The organism is Mesorhizobium sp. J428, assembly GCF_024699925.1.
Lineage (GTDB): Bacteria > Pseudomonadota > Alphaproteobacteria > Rhizobiales > Rhizobiaceae > Mesorhizobium_A.
The window spans coordinates 783531-801979 of record NZ_JAJOMX010000001.1; the positions used below are offsets into that span (position 1 = coordinate 783531).

The 18449-nt window shown below is 66.7% G+C and carries 17 protein-coding genes; all 17 read left to right on the top strand.

Annotation, left to right across the window (positions count from 1 at the left end):
- The first annotated feature begins 5 nt into the window (after window positions 1-5).
- Window positions 6-1580, top strand: a complete 1575-nt coding sequence (locus LRS09_RS04075) for a DUF935 domain-containing protein (protein WP_257804419.1) — start codon at window positions 6-8, stop codon at window positions 1578-1580.
- Entirely contained in the window at window positions 1577-2938 is a 1362-nt protein-coding gene (locus LRS09_RS04080) for a phage minor head protein (protein ID WP_257804420.1), read from the top strand. Before LRS09_RS04075 ends, LRS09_RS04080 begins: the two co-directional genes overlap by 4 nt.
- Window positions 2939-3417: 479 nt before the next feature.
- Complete coding sequence (locus LRS09_RS04085; RefSeq protein WP_257804421.1) at window positions 3418-4515, top strand: phage protease; 1098 nt, start codon at window positions 3418-3420, stop codon at window positions 4513-4515.
- 25 nt (window positions 4516-4540) lie between these two features.
- Window positions 4541-4993, top strand: coding sequence for a hypothetical protein (locus LRS09_RS04090; protein WP_257804426.1), 453 nt, complete (start codon window positions 4541-4543; stop codon window positions 4991-4993).
- A 34-nt stretch (window positions 4994-5027) separates the two neighbouring features.
- Window positions 5028-5921 carry a Mu-like prophage major head subunit gpT family protein gene (locus LRS09_RS04095; RefSeq protein ID WP_257804428.1) on the top strand — a complete coding sequence of 298 codons (894 nt, stop codon included), beginning with the start codon at window positions 5028-5030 and terminating at the stop codon, window positions 5919-5921.
- A gap of 95 nt (window positions 5922-6016) precedes the next feature.
- Complete coding sequence (locus LRS09_RS04100) at window positions 6017-6316, top strand: hypothetical protein (protein ID WP_257804429.1); 300 nt, start codon at window positions 6017-6019, stop codon at window positions 6314-6316.
- A gap of 98 nt (window positions 6317-6414) precedes the next feature.
- Window positions 6415-7002, top strand: a complete 588-nt coding sequence (locus tag LRS09_RS04105) for an HI1506-related protein (RefSeq protein ID WP_257804430.1) — start codon at window positions 6415-6417, stop codon at window positions 7000-7002.
- Between the two features lie 2 nt (window positions 7003-7004).
- The gene (locus tag LRS09_RS04110; protein WP_257804431.1) at window positions 7005-7436 is read left to right on the top strand and encodes a gp436 family protein; all 432 of its coding nucleotides are present in this window, start codon (window positions 7005-7007) and stop codon (window positions 7434-7436) included.
- Window positions 7436-8005: a phage virion morphogenesis protein gene (locus tag LRS09_RS04115; RefSeq protein WP_257804432.1), complete on the top strand. Its 570-nt coding sequence runs from the start codon at window positions 7436-7438 to the stop codon at window positions 8003-8005. The genes LRS09_RS04110 and LRS09_RS04115 overlap by 1 nt, the downstream gene beginning before the upstream one ends.
- Complete coding sequence (locus LRS09_RS04120) at window positions 8002-8436, top strand: hypothetical protein (RefSeq protein ID WP_257804433.1); 435 nt, start codon at window positions 8002-8004, stop codon at window positions 8434-8436. The genes LRS09_RS04115 and LRS09_RS04120 overlap by 4 nt, the downstream gene beginning before the upstream one ends.
- A complete protein-coding gene (locus tag LRS09_RS04125) occupies window positions 8436-8630 on the top strand; it encodes a hypothetical protein (RefSeq protein WP_257804434.1) in 195 nt (64 codons plus the stop codon). The genes LRS09_RS04120 and LRS09_RS04125 overlap by 1 nt, the downstream gene beginning before the upstream one ends.
- Window positions 8631-8632: 2 nt before the next feature.
- Entirely contained in the window at window positions 8633-9562 is a 930-nt protein-coding gene (locus LRS09_RS04130; protein WP_257804435.1) for a phage tail tube protein, read from the top strand.
- A 100-nt stretch (window positions 9563-9662) separates the two neighbouring features.
- Window positions 9663-10436 (top strand): DUF1799 domain-containing protein, encoded by a 774-nt coding sequence (locus tag LRS09_RS04135; protein ID WP_257804436.1) that lies wholly within the window; start codon window positions 9663-9665, stop codon window positions 10434-10436.
- Window positions 10433-13621: a phage tail length tape measure family protein gene (locus LRS09_RS04140; RefSeq protein ID WP_257804437.1), complete on the top strand. Its 3189-nt coding sequence runs from the start codon at window positions 10433-10435 to the stop codon at window positions 13619-13621. The genes LRS09_RS04135 and LRS09_RS04140 overlap by 4 nt, the downstream gene beginning before the upstream one ends.
- Window positions 13618-14040 (top strand): hypothetical protein, encoded by a 423-nt coding sequence (locus tag LRS09_RS04145; protein ID WP_257804438.1) that lies wholly within the window; start codon window positions 13618-13620, stop codon window positions 14038-14040. Before LRS09_RS04140 ends, LRS09_RS04145 begins: the two co-directional genes overlap by 4 nt.
- Entirely contained in the window at window positions 14037-14555 is a 519-nt protein-coding gene (locus LRS09_RS04150; protein ID WP_257804439.1) for a hypothetical protein, read from the top strand. Before LRS09_RS04145 ends, LRS09_RS04150 begins: the two co-directional genes overlap by 4 nt.
- Window positions 14552-18445 carry a C40 family peptidase gene (locus LRS09_RS04155; protein ID WP_257804440.1) on the top strand — a complete coding sequence of 1298 codons (3894 nt, stop codon included), beginning with the start codon at window positions 14552-14554 and terminating at the stop codon, window positions 18443-18445. The genes LRS09_RS04150 and LRS09_RS04155 overlap by 4 nt, the downstream gene beginning before the upstream one ends.
- Window positions 18446-18449: the final 4 nt, after the last annotated feature.

Below are 18449 nucleotides of genomic sequence, written 5' to 3' on the forward strand. Positions count from 1 at the left end.
CCGACATGGCTGAGAAGCGCGTGCAGCTGCTCGACGCGTTCGGGCGGCCAATCAACCTTCAGGCGCTGAAGGAAGAACAGGCTGCCCCGACGATGGGCAGCGTGCGTCGCCATGATGCGATGCATCCGGCAGCCGGCCTCACCCCGGGCCGCCTTGCGTCGATCCTGCGCGAATCGATCGAGAACAATCCGGAAGCCTACCTCGCGCTCGCCGAGGACATGGAGGAGCGCGATCTGCACTATGCCAGCGTGCTGTCGACCCGCAAGCTCCAGGTCGCTGGGCTGGAGATCACGGTCGAGGCCGCTGGCGAAGACGCCGAGTCGGTGAAACATGCCGACCTGGTGCGCGAGTTCATCGAGCGTGACGCCTTTGAAATCGAGCTGCGCGACATCCTGGACGCGGTCGGCAAGGGCTTCTCGGCCACCGAGATCTGCTGGGACAGTTCGGAAGGCGACCACAGGATCCGCGCCCTGAAGTGGCGCGATCCGCGCTGGTTCGAGTTCGACCGGGTCGACGGCGAGACGCTCCGGCTGCGCGACAACGCCGGCCCGGTCGAGCTGACCCCGTTCGGCTGGGTCATTCACCACGCAAAGGCCAAGTCGGGCCTGCCGATCCGCGGCGGCCTGGCGCGCGGCGCAGCGTGGGCCTTCCTGTTCAAGTCCTTCACGATCAAGGATTGGGCGATCTTCGTCGAAGCCTACGGCCAGCCGCTGCGCCTGGGCAAATACGACGCCGGGGCAACCAACGAGGACAAGGACAAACTGCTTGATGCGGTGACCTCGATCGGCACCGATTATGCGGCCATCGTGCCGAACGGCATGGCGATCGAATTCATCGAAGCAAACCTGAGCGGCAGCCACGAACTCTACGAGAAACGGGCGGACTGGCTGGACCGCCAGATCTCCAAGCTCGTGCTCGGCCAGACGGCGACGACGGATGCGATCAAGGGCGGCTACGCCGTTGGCAAGACTCATGACGGGGTGCGCGCCGATCTTGAGCGCGCCGACGCGAAGCAGCTCGCCGGCACGCTCAACCGCGATATCTCGGTCCCGCTCGTCGCGCTCAATTTCGGGCTACAGAAGAAGTATCCGCGGATCAAGATCGGCCGCCCGGAAGAGATCGACGTCGACAAGCTCGTGGCCAACGTCGAGAGGCTGGTGCCGTTGGGCCTCGAAGTGGGCATGGCCACGATGCGCGACAAGCTTGGCCTTCCGGATCCGGCCGCTGGCGAAAAGCTGCTCCAGGTGCGACGCCCGGACGTGCCGGCGGCGGGTGTCGGTCCTGACGGAAAGCCGCTGCCGCAGGCTCCCCCACCGCAGCAGTCGCTGCAGCAGGAAATGTCGCCCACCGACGCGATCGACACCGCCGTTGCCGGGACCATCGACGATTGGGAGCCGCTGGTCGGTCCGATCGTGGCAGGCCTCGCCGGCAGGATCGCAGCGGCCGGCTCTCTCGACGAGGTCAAGCAGATCCTCGCCGAGCGCTTTCGCGACATGGATCTCTCCGCGCTCACCGAGCAGCTCGCCCGGGCGGCGTTTGCGGCGCGCCTGGCCGGTGAGGCCGACGAAGATCTCGCATGACGATCACGCTCGACCCGCTGCCGCCGCGAGAGGCAATCGCCGCCCTGGCGCGTCGTGGGGCGCGGCTCGAAGAAAGCTTCGCCTGGCAGGACGTCTGGCAGGAGACGCATGGCGAGATGTTCACGGTCGCGAAGTCGGCCGGTTTCGACATTCTGAGCGACATCTATGCCGCCCTGCAGAAGGCGCTGGCCGAGGGAAAGACCTTTCGCGATTTTGCCGAGGAGCTCACCCCCGTGCTTCAGGCAAAGGGATGGTGGGGGCGAAAGGCGACGTTCGACCCGCTGACCGGGGAGCCGGTGATGGCGCAGCTCGGCAGTGTGCGCCGGCTGCAGACGATCTTCGACACGAACATGCGCGTGTCGTATGCGGCCGGGCATTGGGCGAGCTTCGAGCGCAACAAGGCATCCCGCCCGTTCCTCCGCTATGTCGCCATCCTCGACGAGCGGACGCGGCCGGCCCATGCCGCCCGGCATAATCTCGTCCTGCCCATCGACCATCCCTATTGGAACACCTGGGCGCCGCCTTGCGGCTGGAATTGCCGTTGCACCCTGCAGAGCCTCAGCCAGCGCGACGTCGACCGCATGGTGGCCGAGGGCGTCCCGCTGAAGTTCGAGCCCCCCGAGGATACATTCCGCGACTATGTGAACAGGCGCACCGGCGAGGTGAGCCGCGTGCCGGACGGCATCGATCCGGGCTGGGCCTACAATCCGGGAAAGACCGGTCATGCGCCTGCGCTCGCCCAGGCGGAGGCGAAGATGGCGCGAGGGCTATTCGGCGAACTGCCGCGCATGTGGCCGCCGCCGCCCGGAACTCAAGCCGAGCTCGATAAGCTCGCGACGCGTCTGTCCGAGGCACAGGCCGATTGGGAGGACACGCTCACGCCGCACGAGGTCGAGGCGATAGCCTACTACAAGGGAACAGGCGCGCGCCCGATGAACGCGATGCTACGCGGTGATGAGGCCACGCTGGAAGAATATGAGGAAGAGGACCTCGATATCGCTCGCGCGCTCGCCGACGACCTGGATGAGGCGATCGGCCGGGCAACTCTCCCCGCTAACGTGCGCACCTGGCGCGGGGTGCCGGATAGTGTCGCCGAAGGCTTTCGCGGGCTGAAGCCGGGAGACACGCTCCGGGACGACGGCTTCTTCTCGTCTTCACTGAATCAGCGTGTCGCGGAATCGTTCGGCGACTTCGTGATCGAAGTGCGTGTGCCGGAAGGTGCGCCAGCGATCGCGTTCGTGCATTTCATTCCGGACGTCAATCATGTAGAATACGAGGTGCTGGTGGCGCCGGGCGTCGAGATGACGGTCGTCGAGGTTCGCCCCGAAGGGCTGGTTGTAGAGGTGAAGCGAAAGTGAGCGTGGACAGGAACATGTTGGAAGCGGATCTCGCCGGGCTCGTCCCGAGCGGGCGCGCTCGCGACACATACCTGCGCCTGGGTGACGATCGCCTTGCCGCCGCCATCGCTAGACTGCGCCGCGACGAGGCTCGCTTGCGCCGCGACGGCCATATTGCAAGCACAGGCTTTGGCCTCCAGCTCGTCTCCGAGCAGGATCGCTCAGGAGCGTGAGTGCCCCTTGGATGGTCCCTGAGGCCGTCCAGAACCTTCAATACGCCTCCTACCCCGTTTAAAACCGGTTTTACGGCGGTGTTTTCGTCCGACCGGGGAGACATCTTTTGAGTTTTGGCAGATTGACCTCCGATCGGGTCTCGTGACAGCCTGATCGTGGCGCAGGTCGCGCCGGCCTGCGCCGGCGTCCCTTAGCCAGAACGACTGGCACTGGATGGCCGAATTCGGCCACCCGACTGACACGCCCGCCGCTGGCTAGATGCGGCGATGTTTCGTCCCTCAACCTTCACTTCGCTGCACGCCGCCGCCGATACAGCCGGCCTGGCGCTGTGCGCGGCGTTCCCGCTGCCCGCCTTCGAGGATGACAAGATCCCGGAGTGGATCAATCTGCTTCCCGCCGGCGCGATCATCACGACGGTGGACGGACGCGGTCCCTACAAGGTCCCGAGCGCGCCCGAGGTGGTTCGCGCCAGCCTGCAGCAGGCGGCCGGACCGATGGTCCTCGACGAGAACCACGCGACGGACATTGCCGCCGCCAGGGGAGAGTCGGCACCGGCGCGGGGCTGGATCGTCGAGCTCGACGCTCGGTCGGACGGCATCTGGGGCAAGGTCGAATGGACGAGGTCCGGCCTCGAACTGATGGCGGAGAAGGCCTACCGCTACATCTCCCCGGTCATCACACACACGAAGGACGGCACCGTCCTCGAGATCCGGCGCGCGTCGCTGGTCAACAAGCCCAATCTGCGCGGCATGGCTGCGCTTCACCAGGAGAACACCATGGACCTGCTTACCAAGCTCCTCGCCGCGCTCGGCCTTCCGGCGGCCACGACGGAAGAAGCTGTGATCGCCGCCGTCACGACGATGCATGCCCAGCAGGCCGCGTCGTCGACTGCGCTCCAGGCCGCTCTCTCGCCGATCGCCAAGGCAGTCGGCCTCCCGGAAACATCTGACGCGGCGGCGGTGCTGGCCGGCGTCGAGGCGGTGAAGGGCGGCGACCAGGAGGTCACCGCGCTGCAGGCGGAACTGACCCGTGTCGCGACCGAGCTGAAGTCCCTGCAGGAGGGCGGCAAGAAGAAGGCTGCCGAGCTCTTCGTCGACCAGGCGATCAAGGCCGGCCATGTCGGCGTGAAGCCGTCGCGCGAGCGCTTCATCGCGCTCCACATGGCCGATCCGGTCGAGACCGAGAAGATGATCAACGCCATGCCGACGCTCGGCGTCGGAGGGCAGGTGGTCCCCAACACGCCGCCCGCAGCCAATGGCGAGATCTCGCTCAATGCCGAGCAGATTGCCGTCGCAAAGGCGCTCGGGGTCGACCCCAAGGCCTACGCCGATACGCTGAAGAGAGAGCGCGAAGCCGCGCTCTGAAACGAAACCCCACGAGGATCCGCAGATGACCCTTTCCGCCGACCGCAATACGCCCCGCGCCGAGGGCGATATCCAGAAGCAGGGCATGGCCGCCTCCGTGGTCTGCTACGCCGGCGGCATCCTGATGCGTAACGCCGCCGGCTACCTGACCAAGGGCGCCACCGCGACCGGTTCGGTCGGCGTCGGCATGGCCCTCGAACGCAAGACCGGCGGCGCGTCGGCCGGCGACGAGAAGATCAATTTCCGGAAGGGCTCCTTCTGGTTCAAGAACTCGACCTCGACCGACGCGATCACCGTCGCCGAGATCGGCGACATCTGCTTCATCGTCGATGACGAGCAGGTGGCCAAGACCAACGGTACCGGGACGCGCTCCCCTGCCGGCTTCGTCGAGGACGTCAACTCGTCACTTGGTATCCTGGTCCGCTTCGACGAGGTGCTCACCCGCCTCTACGTCGAAGGCATCGCCAACCCGGTCTGATCGGCCTTTCCACACCCAACAGGAATCCGCCACCATGCTCATCAATAGCGCCAATCTCGACCATCTTCGGATCGGCTTCACGACGGCCTTCCAGGCTGGCCTGTCGCAGGCTCCGAGCCAGCACAAGCGCATCACCACCACATTCCGTTCGACGACCGCCATGAACGACTATGGCTGGCTCGGTGACCTGCCCGGGATGCGCGAATGGACCGGACCGCGTGTGATCCACAGCCTCAAGCAGTACAACTACCGGGTCGAGAACAAGTCCTGGGAAGAGACGATCGGCGTCAACCGCGATCATATCGAGGACGACAATCTTGGCATCTATGCACCGCGCTTCACGGCGATGGGCCAGGCGGTCGGCTCCAGCTTCGATACGCTGTCCTTCGCCCTGCTGAAGGCCGGCTTTGCCACCGCCTGCTATGACGGCCAGTATTTCTTCGATACCGATCATCCGGTGCTGGACGAGAATGGTGCGCCTCAGTCCGTGGCCAATACGGACGGCGGCGCGGGCACGCCCTGGTTCCTGATCGACTCGAAGAAGCCGATCAACCCGGTGATCCTGCAGATCCGCAAGGACGCGCAGTTTGTCACAAAGGACGATCCCCGCGACGACCGCGTATTCATGAACAAGGAGTTCCTCTACGGCGCGGATGGCCGCTGGAACGTCGGCTTCAGCTTCTGGCAGTGGAGCTGGGGGTCGAAGCAGACGCTGAACGCCGCTAACTACGCGATCGCCCGTGCCGCGCTCGCCGGAATGAAGGGCGATTATGGCCGGCCGATCGGCGTGACGCCCGACCTCCTCATCGTGCCGCCGTCGCTGGAAAGCGCCGCGCGCAAGCTGCTCAATTCCGAAAATGCCGCCGGCGGCGAGACCAACGAGTGGAAGGGCACGGCCGAGCTGCTCGTGGTGCCCTGGCTCGCCTAACGCATTCGGCGGCTGGTGCCCCTGGCCGCCGATCTGCCCGCCGGCAGTGTATCGCCGGCGGGTCTTTTGGAAGCAACCTCATCCGGAGTGTTCACATGCTCAAGAGAATGGGCCTCGTCTTCGCCCTGGCGGCCAGCGTGTTGGCCGCGTCGTTCACCGCCTTCGTCCTCCCCGCTTCGGCGGCCGCCGAGCCGTTCGTGTCGGCGCTCACCCCGTCCGGCTCCTACGCGATTGTGTCGATCGCACCGGCGCTGCTGATCTTCGTCTTCGTGTCCCTGGTCCTGCTCGGCGTGCCGGCTCGTATCGCCTTCCGCGCCGCCAGGCGCTGGGTGGGGGCCGGTCTTACGCGCGTGTCCGACCTGTTCAGTCCGCGACCGCTTCCATCGCCGAGTTGAGGGGGCGGCGATGTAGGACTGATCCGCCGGGCGCGATCCCGGCGGGTCTTTCGAAGGACGGCCCGCGCGGCCCTCCTCCCAAAGACCCGGAGATAGACATGGCGAAAGCATCAAAGCCGACTCGAGCGGTCGAAGTTCCCGAGGGCGCAGCCGTGGCGAAAGCCGCGGTGGGCAAGCGTCCGGTCGACGCGGGCGGCGCGCAGCCCGACCCGACCTTGGCCGAGGAGCACGTCGACTCCTCGGCGACGAATACCCCGAGGGGGAGCTCTGGCACGGCTCGCGAGGCCTCCAGCGCCGGTAGCGGTGTGGCGATCGACGGATCTGCCACCGGGACACAGTCCGGCTCCCCGAACCCTTCCGAAGATGCCTCCCAGGCTGTGACCGAGGGCGGCGGGACCGGTGCTTCAGAGGCCGGTCCCGCCAGCGCCGCGTTTCTGGTTCCGGAGGACGTGGTCAATGAGGCTCACGCGAAGTATCCGCTGCTGTTCGGGGCGTGGGAGGCGTGGAGAGCCGCGAGCCCGGATGCGCCGCCGACCTCGATCCAGATCAAGTCGAAGGTTGAGGGGTTTCGCCGCGCCGGCATCGCGCATTCCCGCACCCCGACCGAACACCCGATCGGCACCTTCAATCCCGACCAGGTTGAGGCCTTGCTCGCCGAGCCACATCTGACCGTGAGGTTCGTCTGATCGTGACCTACGCCGTCAAGCAGGATCTGATCGACCGGTTCGGGGAGAAGGAACTCCGCGAGCTGACCGATCGCGTCAATCGCCCGCCGACCACGATCGACGACGTCGTCGTCGGCCGTGCCCTGGCGGACGCTGACGGCCTGATCGACGGCTATGTCGGCAAGCGTTATGCGCTGCCGCTGGCGGAAGTGCCGCCCATGCTCACCAAGACCGCCGCGGATCTCGCGCGCTACTTCCTGCACGGCAAGGCGGCGGACAAGGACAGTCCGGTGACCGCGGCTTACAACCAGGCTGTCGCCTGGCTGCGCGACGTGTCGAAGGGCCTGGTCGAGCTTGGCAACGGGGCCATCGAGCCGCAGGCCGCCGGCGGCGGTTCGGTGAAGACCAGCCGCCCGAACCGCGTCTTCACCCGCGACACGATGGGGGGCTTCTGATGGCGGATGGCCTCACCCTCAGGCTCGACGATCTGGAGGTTCGCCGGGATCTTGAGCAGCTCGTGCGCCGCGCCGACAATCCGGAGGCCGCGTTCCACGCGATCGGCGCCTATATGGTCACGGCGACCCAGCGCCGCTTCGAGCGCGAGACCGGGCCGGACGGCCAGCCATGGCAGCGGCTCTCGCCGCGCACGGCAGCCAAGCGCATCGGCTCGCGCCGGCGCGGCTATGAGAACATCCTGCGCGTAAAGGCGCGGCTCTATTCGAGCCTCGCCTACGAGGCCTCCGCCGACCAGGTCGCGATCGGCACCAATGTCGCCTACGCGGCTGCGCAGCACCTCGGTGCCGAGATCCAGATGCCGGCGCGCGAACAGGACATCAACCTGTCGATCGGCAAAGGCCGGCGGCGCTTTGTGCGGGCATCTTCCAAGCGGAAGGAGACCCGCCGCGTCTCAGTCGGCGAGCACGTCATCCGCATCCCGGCGAGGCCCTATCTCGGCGTCGATGAGACCGACCAGGCCGAGATCCGCAGGATCGTCGAGGATCACTACAGGGGCGAGGCACGATGAGCGCGGTCGCATCGATCATCGAACGGCTGAAGCCGGACACGGACGCGATGTTCGCGATCGTCGAGGGCGCAGGAGGCTGGGCTGCGCTGAACGGCAAGCTGCCGACCGCGCGGCCCGCCGCCTATGTCGTGACGCTCAAGGAGGCCGGTGGCGACAATGAGCGCATGACTGGGCCGGTGATGCAGAAGCTGGAGAGCGACATCGCCGTGATCATCGTTACGGACAATGTCTCCGATCCCATCGGCGGTGCAGCCTCCGACGATATCGAGGTGCTCAAGCAGTGGGTGCGCGCGCGCCTGCTCGGTTTCACGCCGGCGGGCGCCGACGAGCCGCTGATCTTCGTCTCCGGCGAGCTGCTGCAGACGCGCAACGGAAGCGTCTGGTGGGAAGATGTGTTCGGCAACGCCGCCTATATCGAGGAGCAATTCTGATGAGCGACAAACCCTATGTCGAGCCGATAGGCGGCAGCTATGTGGTGGACGAGGCGACGGGCTCGGCCCGCCGCGTCGGCGGGACAGAGGAGCCGAAAGGCGCCCGCCCGCGCCCGGCCGATCTGGACCGCGCCGCCAAGGCGCAGCGCAGCTCTCCTGACGAGGCCGGACCGGCCGCGAAGAAAGGCAAATAGCCATGGCCAAGCGGTACTGGCGCAAGCTCGCGCTCCTCGCCAAGGTCGAGACGGTCTACGGCACCGACGCGGTGCCCGCCGGCGCGGCCAATGCGATCCTCGCCATCAACGTGACGCACAGGACGATCGTCGCCGACCAGCTGACGCGCGACCTCATGACCCCCTGGATGGGCCATCAGGGCGTCATCCTCGACGGCGTCGTCTCGACCCTGGAGTTCCAGGTGGAGCTTGCCGGCTCGGGCACGGCCGGAACGGCGCCCGCCTACGGCGCCCTGCTGCGGATGTGCGGCATGGCAGAGGCCGTGTCCGCGGGCGTCTCGGTCACCTATACGCCGGTATCGGCCGGCTTCGATGCGGGCACGATCTATTTCAACCAGGACGGCGTGCGCAAGATCATGCTGGGCACCCGCGGCAACGTCTCCGCCGACCTGGCGCCCGGTAACGTCCCTCGCCTGAGGTTCAGCTTCACGGGGCTCCTCGGGACCATCACCGACACGGCTCTGCCGGCAGTGACCCTCACGGCGTTCAAGAAGCCGGTGCCGGTCAATCCCGACAACACGACGCTCTCCCTGCACGGGCTCACGCTGATCGGCGAGCGGTTCACCTTCGACCTCGGCAATGTGGTCGAGAAGCGGATCCTTATCGGCGAGAAGAGCATCCAGATCACCGATCGCAAGACGGTCGGGTCGATCGTTGCCGAGGGCGTCCCGATCGCGACGAAGAACTGGTATTCGACCGCGCTCGATCACACGGTTGGGCCGGTCGAGTTCGAGCATGGCGTCACGGCTGGCAACATCGTCACGATCGGAGGACCGTCGGCGCAGATCGGACCGCCGGAAGACGGCCAGACGCAGGGCATCATCAACAACACGCTGCCGCTGATGATGCTGCCTGACGCCGGCAACGACGAGCTGTCGATCGTCTTCACCTGACCGCTGCCGGGCGACGCCCGGCGGCACCCACCTGACCGGGGCGTATTACCCGCTCCTTCAAACGCCGTTGAACCGGCTTTCGAGGAGGCTTTTGCACGCCATGAAGTTCAAGCTGACGACCGAATATCTCTACTGGTGGCCGGTCACCATCACGCTGCCGGACGAGAACCAGCCAGGAAAGTGGGTGAAGCAGAACTTCACCATGCAGTTTGCCGCGATCGACGAAGGCCGCGCCAAGGAGATCCACGCTGAGATCTCGGCGCTGCCGAGCGAGGAAGAACGCAACGCGCGCAAGCATGACCTTCTCGTCGAAGCCTGCCGCGACTGGCGCGACGTGATCGACGGCAACAAGCAACCGCTGCCCTTTTCCAGGGAACTGCTCGTCCAGGCGCTCGGCGTCGTCTGGTACCCGAACCGGGATCTACGAGGCCTGGGTGAGATCGCTCGCCGGCGAGGAGGCCCGAAAGGGAAACTGACCGAGGCCGCGCGGGCATGGGCGTTCAACCTGCTCGGCCGTGACGATCCGACGAAGCCGATCGAGATCGATGAGGACGTGGTGGCGGATTTCGCGGCGCTCGGCGTCACCGTCGAACGACCGCTGGAAGACGAGGCAAAGGAAGAAACCGACGTGTTCCTGGTGTGGGACAAGAACTGGCCGGCGCTGACTGCCTTCCTGGCGGTCGAAACGCAATGGCGCGTCCTGTCGATCGGCATGGCCGGCGTGGTCCGGCGGCTCGGCCTCGACTATGCGGCCGTCGACGTCGTGATGCGCCGCCTGAAGATCAAGAACGCCGTGTTCGAAGATCTCCAGGCGATGGAGCGCGCGGCCCTGAAGGCCTTCGGCGAGATCGCAGCGAGCGAGGACGGGGCATGAGCCTGAACTTCGCCCTCGTCATCGACGGCAATGCGTCCGGCGGCAAGCGCGCCGCGAACGAGGTGACGGTCGCGGTCCAGGACCTCGGCCGGGAGGTGCGCAACACGTCGGCGAACATGCAGGCGGCGGCGAATGCGAACCGCCAGGCCGAGACGTCGCACCGGGCCGCGACCGAGGCGATCCGCGGCGAGACGGCTGCGCAGCGGGACCTGACGGCCGCCATTCTGCAGTTCGCCGGCGTCCGCGCCCCGACCGCCGACAGCGGGCTGGCGGCACGGCAGGCCGATCTCGACGCCTATGGCTCGGCGCTTGACCAGATCCGCGCCAAGCACGTGCCGCTGTTTGCGGTGCAGCGCCAATATGGCGAGCAGCTGGAGGAGATCGCGGCGGCCGCGCGCGTCGGCGCGATCTCGGAGGACGAGCGGGCGGCGGCCGCCATGCGGGCCAAGGCCGCCTACGACCTGCAGATCATGTCGCTCACCCGCGGCGGCGCCTCGACCAAGCTTGCCGCGCACGAAATCCAGAACCTGTCGTTCCAGGTCAACGACATCGCCATGATGCTGATGTCGGGTCAGTCCTTCGGCATCATCATGGCGCAGCAGGGCGGCCAGATCGCGCAGATCTTCGGCAAGCGCGGCCTGGCGTCGATCATGCCCGAGCTCGCGGCCGGCATCGCGTCACTCATCTCACCGACGACACTAGCGCTCGCCGCAATCACCGCGTTATGCTATGGGGCGGAGTGGGCCTTTTCCTCAATGCAGGAAGAGGTGGCCAGCACCGATGATGTGCTGAAGCGCCACGACGAGACGATCCGCGCGATCAATGACGCGTGGAACGTGGCCCTCCAGGGTCCTGAGAAATACGCTTCGCGCAGCCGCCTGCTGCTGTCTTCGGTCGCACGCCAGAACCTTGTCGCAGTGCAGGCTGCCGCTCGCCAGGAGGGGCGTGACTTCTTCGGCGAAGCGGGCACCATCCGTAATCGCGTCCCGGGTGGCGGCGATTTCGCCGTCAGCGGAGAATTTCGACCTTTCGATGAGGCTTTGAGACAACTCCGCAGGGGGGTCATCGCCGGCAAGCCGGATTTCGACGCCTTCTGGGCCTCGATCAACCAGAAGGTCACCAGCGAGCCAGGCCTGCGCGTGCTGGGCGATCGGCTCATTCTACTCAGCCAGGACTTCTTCGAAACCGATCGCGCGGCAAAGGAGGCGGCTAAGGCTGTCGAGGCCACAGGTAGAGCCGCGGCGCAGGCGGCCGAGCGCTTCGACACCTACATGGCGTCATTGGGCAGGCTGAGGGAAGGTAATCAGAACCCGCTGTCCGCGATTGAAGAGGCGGAACGCGACTATGCCCGTGCGGCGGGCTCGGCGAACTCGCGCGAGGAACGCGACGATGCCTATGACGCCTACCAGCGGCGGCTGCAGCGGATCCGCGAGGCGCAGGAGATCGCGCAGCTGCAGGCCGGCGGCGGCTTTCCCATGCCCGCGCCCAACCGCGAGGATGCGCTGCCCTCCGCCAGCGACGTGCTGCGCGGCCAGGATGAGCGGATCCAGTTCCTGCAGCTCGAGGCGCAGCTGATCGGCGCATCCGACCAGGTCCGCGCCCGGCTGATGGCACGACTCGAGGCGGAGCAGGACCTGCGCCGCCGCGGCATCGACCTGCAGAGCGAGGAAGCGCGGTCGATCATCGCCAATGCGGAGGCGATCGCCGAGAGCGAGGTCAAGATCGACCGCGCGGCGCAGGCCTGGGAGCGCTGGCGCTCAGCCGGCGAGGACGCAATCGACGGCGTCGTTGACCGGCTGCTGGAAGGCGACCTTGCGGGGGTGCTCGAAGGGCTGGGGAAGGACGCAGCCAAATACGCGGTGGACATGCTGATCAAGAACCCGTCGAAGAACGCGGCGTATAATTCCGGCCTGCCGACCATGGAAGACGCCGGCGGCATCATGGGCCTTCTGGCAAGGATGTTCGGCGGGGCCGACAAGACTGCCGAGTCGGCGATCGGCGCGATCTCTGGGCAAACGGTTGCCTCCATGAACGTCACGGCCGCCACCGTGATGATCAACGGCGGCATCGGCGGACTGGTCGGAGGCGACCCGGCCGCGAACGTCACCAAGCTGCTGTCGCCCGCAAACAGCAACGACCCGAATGTCGGCTCGACGATCGACTTCATGCGGGCCGGCGGCAAGGCCGGCGTCGGGCCGGACTACAATGTCGCCAATGCCACGGCCTTCATCCGGCAGTATGCCGAGCAGATCGGCATCGACCCTGACATTGCGCTTCGCGTGGCGCGGTCGGAAGGGCTGGCCGATGGCGTCTGGCAGTCGAACCTCTCCCGGAACGGCTTCCGTGAGCCGTCCTACGGACCGTTCCAGCTGCTCAAGGGCGGCGCCGGCACCGGCTACGGAACCGGTCTCGGCAATGCTTTTCTCCGGCAGACGGGCCTCGATCCTGCCGACCCGGCGAACTGGCAGGCGTCGACCGCCTTTGCGCTTCAGCAGGCCAAGCAGGGTGGCTGGGGACCGTGGTTCGGTGCACGCGACCAGGGCATTACCGGTTTCATGGGCATCGACCGGAACGCTCCCAACGTGGACCCGGCGGAGGTCCTTAAGTCTTTCCAGAGCACGAGCGATGCCGTGTCCAAGCTCGGCAAGGTGGCGCTGCCGGCATCCGAGAACCTCGACGTCTTCGGGTCCAGCCTCGGCGATATGGGCAAGTCGCTCCTCGGCGGCCTCGGCTCGGGTGGAGGCGGCGGTGGCGGAGTCCTCGACTGGATCATGAAGCTGCTCGGCGGCATTCCCGGCTTCGCCGGCGGGACTGAGGGCGCGCCGGAAGGCTGGGCCTGGGTCGGCGAGAACGGACGCGAGCTGAAGAGGCTGCGCCAGGGCGACGTGATCCGCTCGGCGCCGCGCTCGCAGCAGATGGTGGCCGAGAGCCAGGTCGCCGCCAGCCTTGCCGCCGGCCGCAACCATCAGGCGGTCGCGCCGCTGCTGATCCCGCAGAAGCAGACGATCGTTCACAACTACGCCGGTGACGACGTGACCTCGACCCAGGAGAGCGACGGCGAGGGCGGCGTGCGCGAGGAAATCTTCATCGAACGCAAGGTTGCCGCTGCGATCGCCCGGCCGGGATCGGCGGCCAACAGGCAACTTCGTGCGGGCGGCTTCAAGCCGAGGAGGGCGCGCCGGTGACGCTGCCCTCCTATCCTCCCGAACTGCCGAGACCAAACCGTGACGGCTACAGGGTTGCGCGCGGCGACGGCCGCACGATCGGCCGAACCGACGCCGGTCCGCCGCCCCGCCGCCGCCGCTTCTCGGCTGTGCCGAAGACCGTCTCCTTCTCCACCGACCTGTCGCTCAGCCAGAAGGCGCGCTTCGACCGGTTCTACGAGGAGGATACCGCCGAGGGCGCGCTGCCGTTCCTGATGCCCGACCCGGCGACCCACGGGACGCCGCTTCTGACCGCCGGCGGCACACCGTTGCTGACCGCCAGCGGCACGCCCTTGCTCATCTCGCGGATCTGGCTTTGCCAGTTCGGCGACCAGCTGCCGACCGAGACGCCGCGCGGTGTCGAGTGGCGCGTATCCTTCACGCTCCTGGTGCTGCCATGAGGACCATCTCCTTCAATGCGCGGCTGGCGGCCGATGCCGAGTCCACGGACGAGATCGAGGTGGTGCTGATCAAGATCACGCATCCGCTGCTCGACGCGCCGATCCGCCTGTCCTCGGACAACACGGAACGGCTGTCCGTGGATCCACTTGCCTACGTCACCCGCTCGACCTGGCTGACCGACGACGGCTCGCCGTTCAAGTTCATCCTGATGGGCACGCAGATCCCCGACGAGACGAGCGAGGAAGCTCCGTCAGGCAACATCGTCATCGCCGATCTCGACAGCGAGATCGCCGAGGTTCTGTGCTCCACGACGGTGCCCGCTACCGTATCGATGGCGCTGGTCTATGCGTCGAGCCCGGACGTGGTCGAGCACGAGTTCCTCGACATGAAGCTGCGCTCGGCCGAGATCGACGGCGACCAGATCGTGCTGTCGTTCAGCAAAGAGCCGGTCCTGGAGGAGAGCTACCCAGCCGCCCGGATGACCAAGGAACGCTTTCCGGGGCTCTACGCATGAGCCACTGGAGCACGCCCTTCGTCGGCATTCCCTATCTGGACAAAGGCCGGTCGGTGGCCGGCGTCGACTGCTGGGGCCTGGTGCACCTCGTCTTCACGCGCCACCTGGGGATCGCCGATTTCCCGTCCTACGCCGATCGCTACGCTAGCGACGACGAGCGAGCCGAGATCGCGGCCATTGTCGCCGGCGAGGCCGAGCTGCCGATCTGGAGCCGCATCGGCGACGCGCCGCGTCCCTTCGACATCCTGTTCTTCCGGCGCGGGCGATGGGACTCGCACGCGGCGCTCGTCGTCGACGGACGGCGGATGCTCCACACGTCGGCGCAGGCCGGCCAGTCGGTAATCGCGCGCTTCGACACGGGCCGCAGGCCGACAGTGTATCGGGCACGATGGAGGCCGGCGGTGAACGCGCTCGTCCCCGTCACGGCCATGCGCCACATCGACCCAGCGACGGCGCGGGTCGCTGTCGAGCTGCCGGAGGGACTGACGATCGCCGAGATCGTCGAGCACGTCATGCCCGGCCTGCCCGAACCGGCTCGCGGCCGCGTCCGTGTGGTGCTGGTGACACCGAAAGGCGAGATCGCCATCCGTCGAGGCCTGTGGCATCGCGTGCGGCCACACGCCGGCGTGCATGTCGTCGTGCGGCTGGTTTCCGGCAAGAGCGCCTTGAGCTCGCTGCTGACGATCCTGGTGTCGATCGCCGCCGCGGCGCTCGCCGGTCCGCTGGCCTTCCTGCTCACCGGTCCGCTCGGCACCTCGTCGATTGCCTACGGTGTCCTGAAGGCCGGCATCACGCTGGCGCTGACAATGGTCGGCGGCCTCCTGGTCAACGCACTGATACCCCAGGACACGCCGGAAAAGGAGAAGCCGGCCTTCGCGATCGGCTCCTGGCGCAACCGGTTCACGCCGAACCAGCCCGTGCCGGACCCGATGGGACGGATCCGCATCTCGCCGCCTTTCGGCGCGTCCAGCTTCACCGAGGTAGTCGGCGACTACCTCTATTCCCGATCGCTGTTCGTGATCGGCGAAGGCCCGATCGAGATCTCGGAGCCGAAGATCGGCGACACCCTTATCTCGGAATACGATGAGGTGCAGGTCGAGATCCGCGAGGGCTGGCCGGCCGACGAGCCGCAGACGCTCTATCCGCATCAGGTGTTCGAGGAGTCGCTGAGCGTCGACCTGACCCGGCCGATGCCGCGCGACGACTACGGCAACATCATTGCCGGCACGCCGGAATCGAAACCGGTGAACCGGTTCACGGCGAACGACGCGTCGGGCGCCGGCATTCTTCTGTCCTTCCCAGCCGGTCTCTTCGCTGTCGACGACGACGAGAAGGCATGGGGCATCAACCTCGATGTCCGCTACCGTCTGGTGGGAACCGAGGACTGGACGTCGGGGCCATCGCTCAATCTCTGGATGAAGAAGAAGGACCCCTTCTTCCGCATGATCCGGCTCGAGTTCCCGGCGCGTGGCCGCTACGAGATCGAGATCGAGCGGATGTCGCCCTCCGATCCGACCGATCCGGACGACAAATACACCTATGTGATGCGCTGCACCTGGGCGGGGCTGCAGTCCTACCGCCCCGAATATCCGCTGAACTACGGCAGGCCGCTCGCATTGGTGGCGATCCGGGTCAAGGCGACGTCGCAGCTCAACGGCACGCTCGACACGTTCAACTGCATCGCCGAGCCGCTGCGCAAGGATTACGACTCGGGCACAGGGACCTGGATCGTCCGCAAGACGCGCTGGGCGGCTTCCTACGCGGTTCATGTGCTGCAGGCGCCCGGCAACCCGTTCCCGGTTCCGGACGAGGAAATCGACTGGCCAGCCTTCGAGGCCTGGCACGACTACTGCGTGCTCAAGGGCCTGACCTACGACCGTATGCACGATTTCGACGCCTCGCTGCAGGAGGTGCTCGCGGCGATCGGCGCGGCCGGGCGCGCCGCCATCCGCCACGACGGCAGAAAGTGGACCGTCGTGGTCGATCGGCCGCGCGAGTTCCCCGTGACGCATCTGAGCCCGCGCAACTGTCGCGATTTCCGCCTGGCGCCTTCCTACTTCGATCCGCCGGACGCGTTGCTTGTGCAGTTCCTCGACGAGACGGCCGACTTCGCGCCGCAGGCGCGGCTCATCCCATGGCCGGTCGATCTAAGGTTCGCCACACAGGCTGCGCTGGCCGCCGATCTCGCCCATGACGACGGCGCAGAGGCCGAGGTCCATTCGGACACGCTCGACCTCAACAACGGCATCTGGGTGAAGTCGGGCGCTCCGGGAACAGGGTCCTGGACGAGGAAGGTGATGACGCGCATCGAGGAGATCGATCTGCCCGGAAGCGTCAATCCTGACAGGGTCTTCGTCGAGACCCGTCGGCGCCAGCACGAGATCATGCACCGCGCTGTTGAGTCGTCCTGCGTGCAAGACGGGAACATCCGGACCGCGACACCTGGCGACCTGGTGATGGCCTCGCGCGACGTGATCCGCCGCGTCAGACATTCGGCCAGGGTTAAGGCGGTCGACGGCAACATGGTCGTGCTCGACGATGCCTTCGAGATGGAAGAGGGCGAGACCTACGCGATACGGTTCCGCGTCTATGTGCCGCCCGCCGGCGAGGGCGACGAAGGCTCCGACCACTCGGTTGTCAGAACGATCGCGACCTTCGCTGGACGCACCAGCGTCGTCTACATGACCGGCACCGGCGAGGCACCGGAGCCGCGTTCGATTGTGCATTTCGGGCCGGCGGCGTCCGACTCGATCCCGCTCATTGTTGCGGCGATCGAGCGCGGCAGCGGCGACACCTCGGTGCTGCACATGCTGCCATCGGCCGAGATCATCGACGAGAAGACCGACGCGGAGATCCCGTATCCATGGACGGGGCGGACCGGCCCGATCTATCCGGACCTCAACGTGCCGGCCCCGGCACGTATCGTCCAGGTGCTGACCGGTTTGACGGGAACCGAAGACCCGGACGGCCTGTTCGTCTACCTCGCGCCGGGATTGGGCAGCCCGGCGATCATCGTGTCCTACAAGCTGCGGCATCGGCTCGCTGGCGCGGGGAGCTGGGCCGGCACGCTCACCTGCTCCTCGGCCGATGCCTGGATCGACGTCACCGGCTACGCCGCGGGCGACAGCGTCGAGCTGCAGCCGCAGGCGGTCAGTGTCGGCGGGGTCGAGGGTGATTGGGGCACGGCAATCACCATCATTGTCGGAAACGATGATGAGGACCTGCCGGTCGTGCTGCCGGATGCCAGCGTGACGGCAGGCCTTGGGCATTTCGAGATCGCCTTCGTCACCGGCCCGGACACGAAGACCGTGAAAGTTCAGGTCTACCACAACACGACCGGCAGCCCGCCCACGGCGGCCGACAAGCTCTGGGCGCCAATGACAGTCGAGGTGAACTCGCCCTACAGCCGCGTCTATGGAGACCCGTCCCGGACCAACGACTTCGCCAATTCAGGCTACGACAGCGATACCGTCTGGACGAAAGGCACCGGCTTTACGATTGGCGCGGGCAAGGCGACCGGTGTCCCGGGCACGGCGTCCTCGATCACCCAGGCGCTACCTCCCGAAGCCGGAGCCGAGTATCGCTTCGCGGTCGATGTAACCCATCGAGCCGGCAGTGTCGCGGCCCGCTTTAGCGGCGGGGGCGGCGTGACCGGCACGCAGATGAACACGACCGGCCGGCTTCGGGACACAATCACAGGCATCTCGGGCAACACGGTATCCGGCTTCCGGAAGGACGAGTTCTTCGACGGCGACCTCGACAACGCCGTGCGCTTCAAGAAGACGCCGTCCTGCCTGGCACCGGGTGCCCATTATGTCTGGCTCGAACCACTCAACGAAGACAACGCCGGCGGTCCGATGTCTGGCCGCTTCGACGTGTTTGTCGACTAGGAGA

What these genes read in the sequence shown, in the direction of transcription:
- LRS09_RS04075 (WP_257804419.1), top strand. Translation starts at nt 6, where the DNA reads ATGGCTGAGAAGCGCGTGCAGCTGCTCGACGCGTTCGGGCGGCCAATC.
- LRS09_RS04080 (WP_257804420.1), top strand. Translation starts at nt 1,577, where the DNA reads ATGACGATCACGCTCGACCCGCTGCCGCCGCGAGAGGCAATCGCCGCC.
- LRS09_RS04085 (WP_257804421.1), top strand. Translation starts at nt 3,418, where the DNA reads ATGTTTCGTCCCTCAACCTTCACTTCGCTGCACGCCGCCGCCGATACA.
- LRS09_RS04090 (WP_257804426.1), top strand. Translation starts at nt 4,541, where the DNA reads ATGACCCTTTCCGCCGACCGCAATACGCCCCGCGCCGAGGGCGATATC.
- LRS09_RS04095 (WP_257804428.1), top strand. Translation starts at nt 5,028, where the DNA reads ATGCTCATCAATAGCGCCAATCTCGACCATCTTCGGATCGGCTTCACG.
- LRS09_RS04100 (WP_257804429.1), top strand. Translation starts at nt 6,017, where the DNA reads ATGCTCAAGAGAATGGGCCTCGTCTTCGCCCTGGCGGCCAGCGTGTTG.
- LRS09_RS04105 (WP_257804430.1), top strand. Translation starts at nt 6,415, where the DNA reads ATGGCGAAAGCATCAAAGCCGACTCGAGCGGTCGAAGTTCCCGAGGGC.
- LRS09_RS04115 (WP_257804432.1), top strand. Translation starts at nt 7,436, where the DNA reads ATGGCGGATGGCCTCACCCTCAGGCTCGACGATCTGGAGGTTCGCCGG.
- LRS09_RS04120 (WP_257804433.1), top strand. Translation starts at nt 8,002, where the DNA reads ATGAGCGCGGTCGCATCGATCATCGAACGGCTGAAGCCGGACACGGAC.
- LRS09_RS04125 (WP_257804434.1), top strand. Translation starts at nt 8,436, where the DNA reads ATGAGCGACAAACCCTATGTCGAGCCGATAGGCGGCAGCTATGTGGTG.
- LRS09_RS04130 (WP_257804435.1), top strand. Translation starts at nt 8,633, where the DNA reads ATGGCCAAGCGGTACTGGCGCAAGCTCGCGCTCCTCGCCAAGGTCGAG.
- LRS09_RS04135 (WP_257804436.1), top strand. Translation starts at nt 9,663, where the DNA reads ATGAAGTTCAAGCTGACGACCGAATATCTCTACTGGTGGCCGGTCACC.
- LRS09_RS04140 (WP_257804437.1), top strand. Translation starts at nt 10,433, where the DNA reads ATGAGCCTGAACTTCGCCCTCGTCATCGACGGCAATGCGTCCGGCGGC.
- LRS09_RS04150 (WP_257804439.1), top strand. Translation starts at nt 14,037, where the DNA reads ATGAGGACCATCTCCTTCAATGCGCGGCTGGCGGCCGATGCCGAGTCC.
- LRS09_RS04155 (WP_257804440.1), top strand. Translation starts at nt 14,552, where the DNA reads ATGAGCCACTGGAGCACGCCCTTCGTCGGCATTCCCTATCTGGACAAA.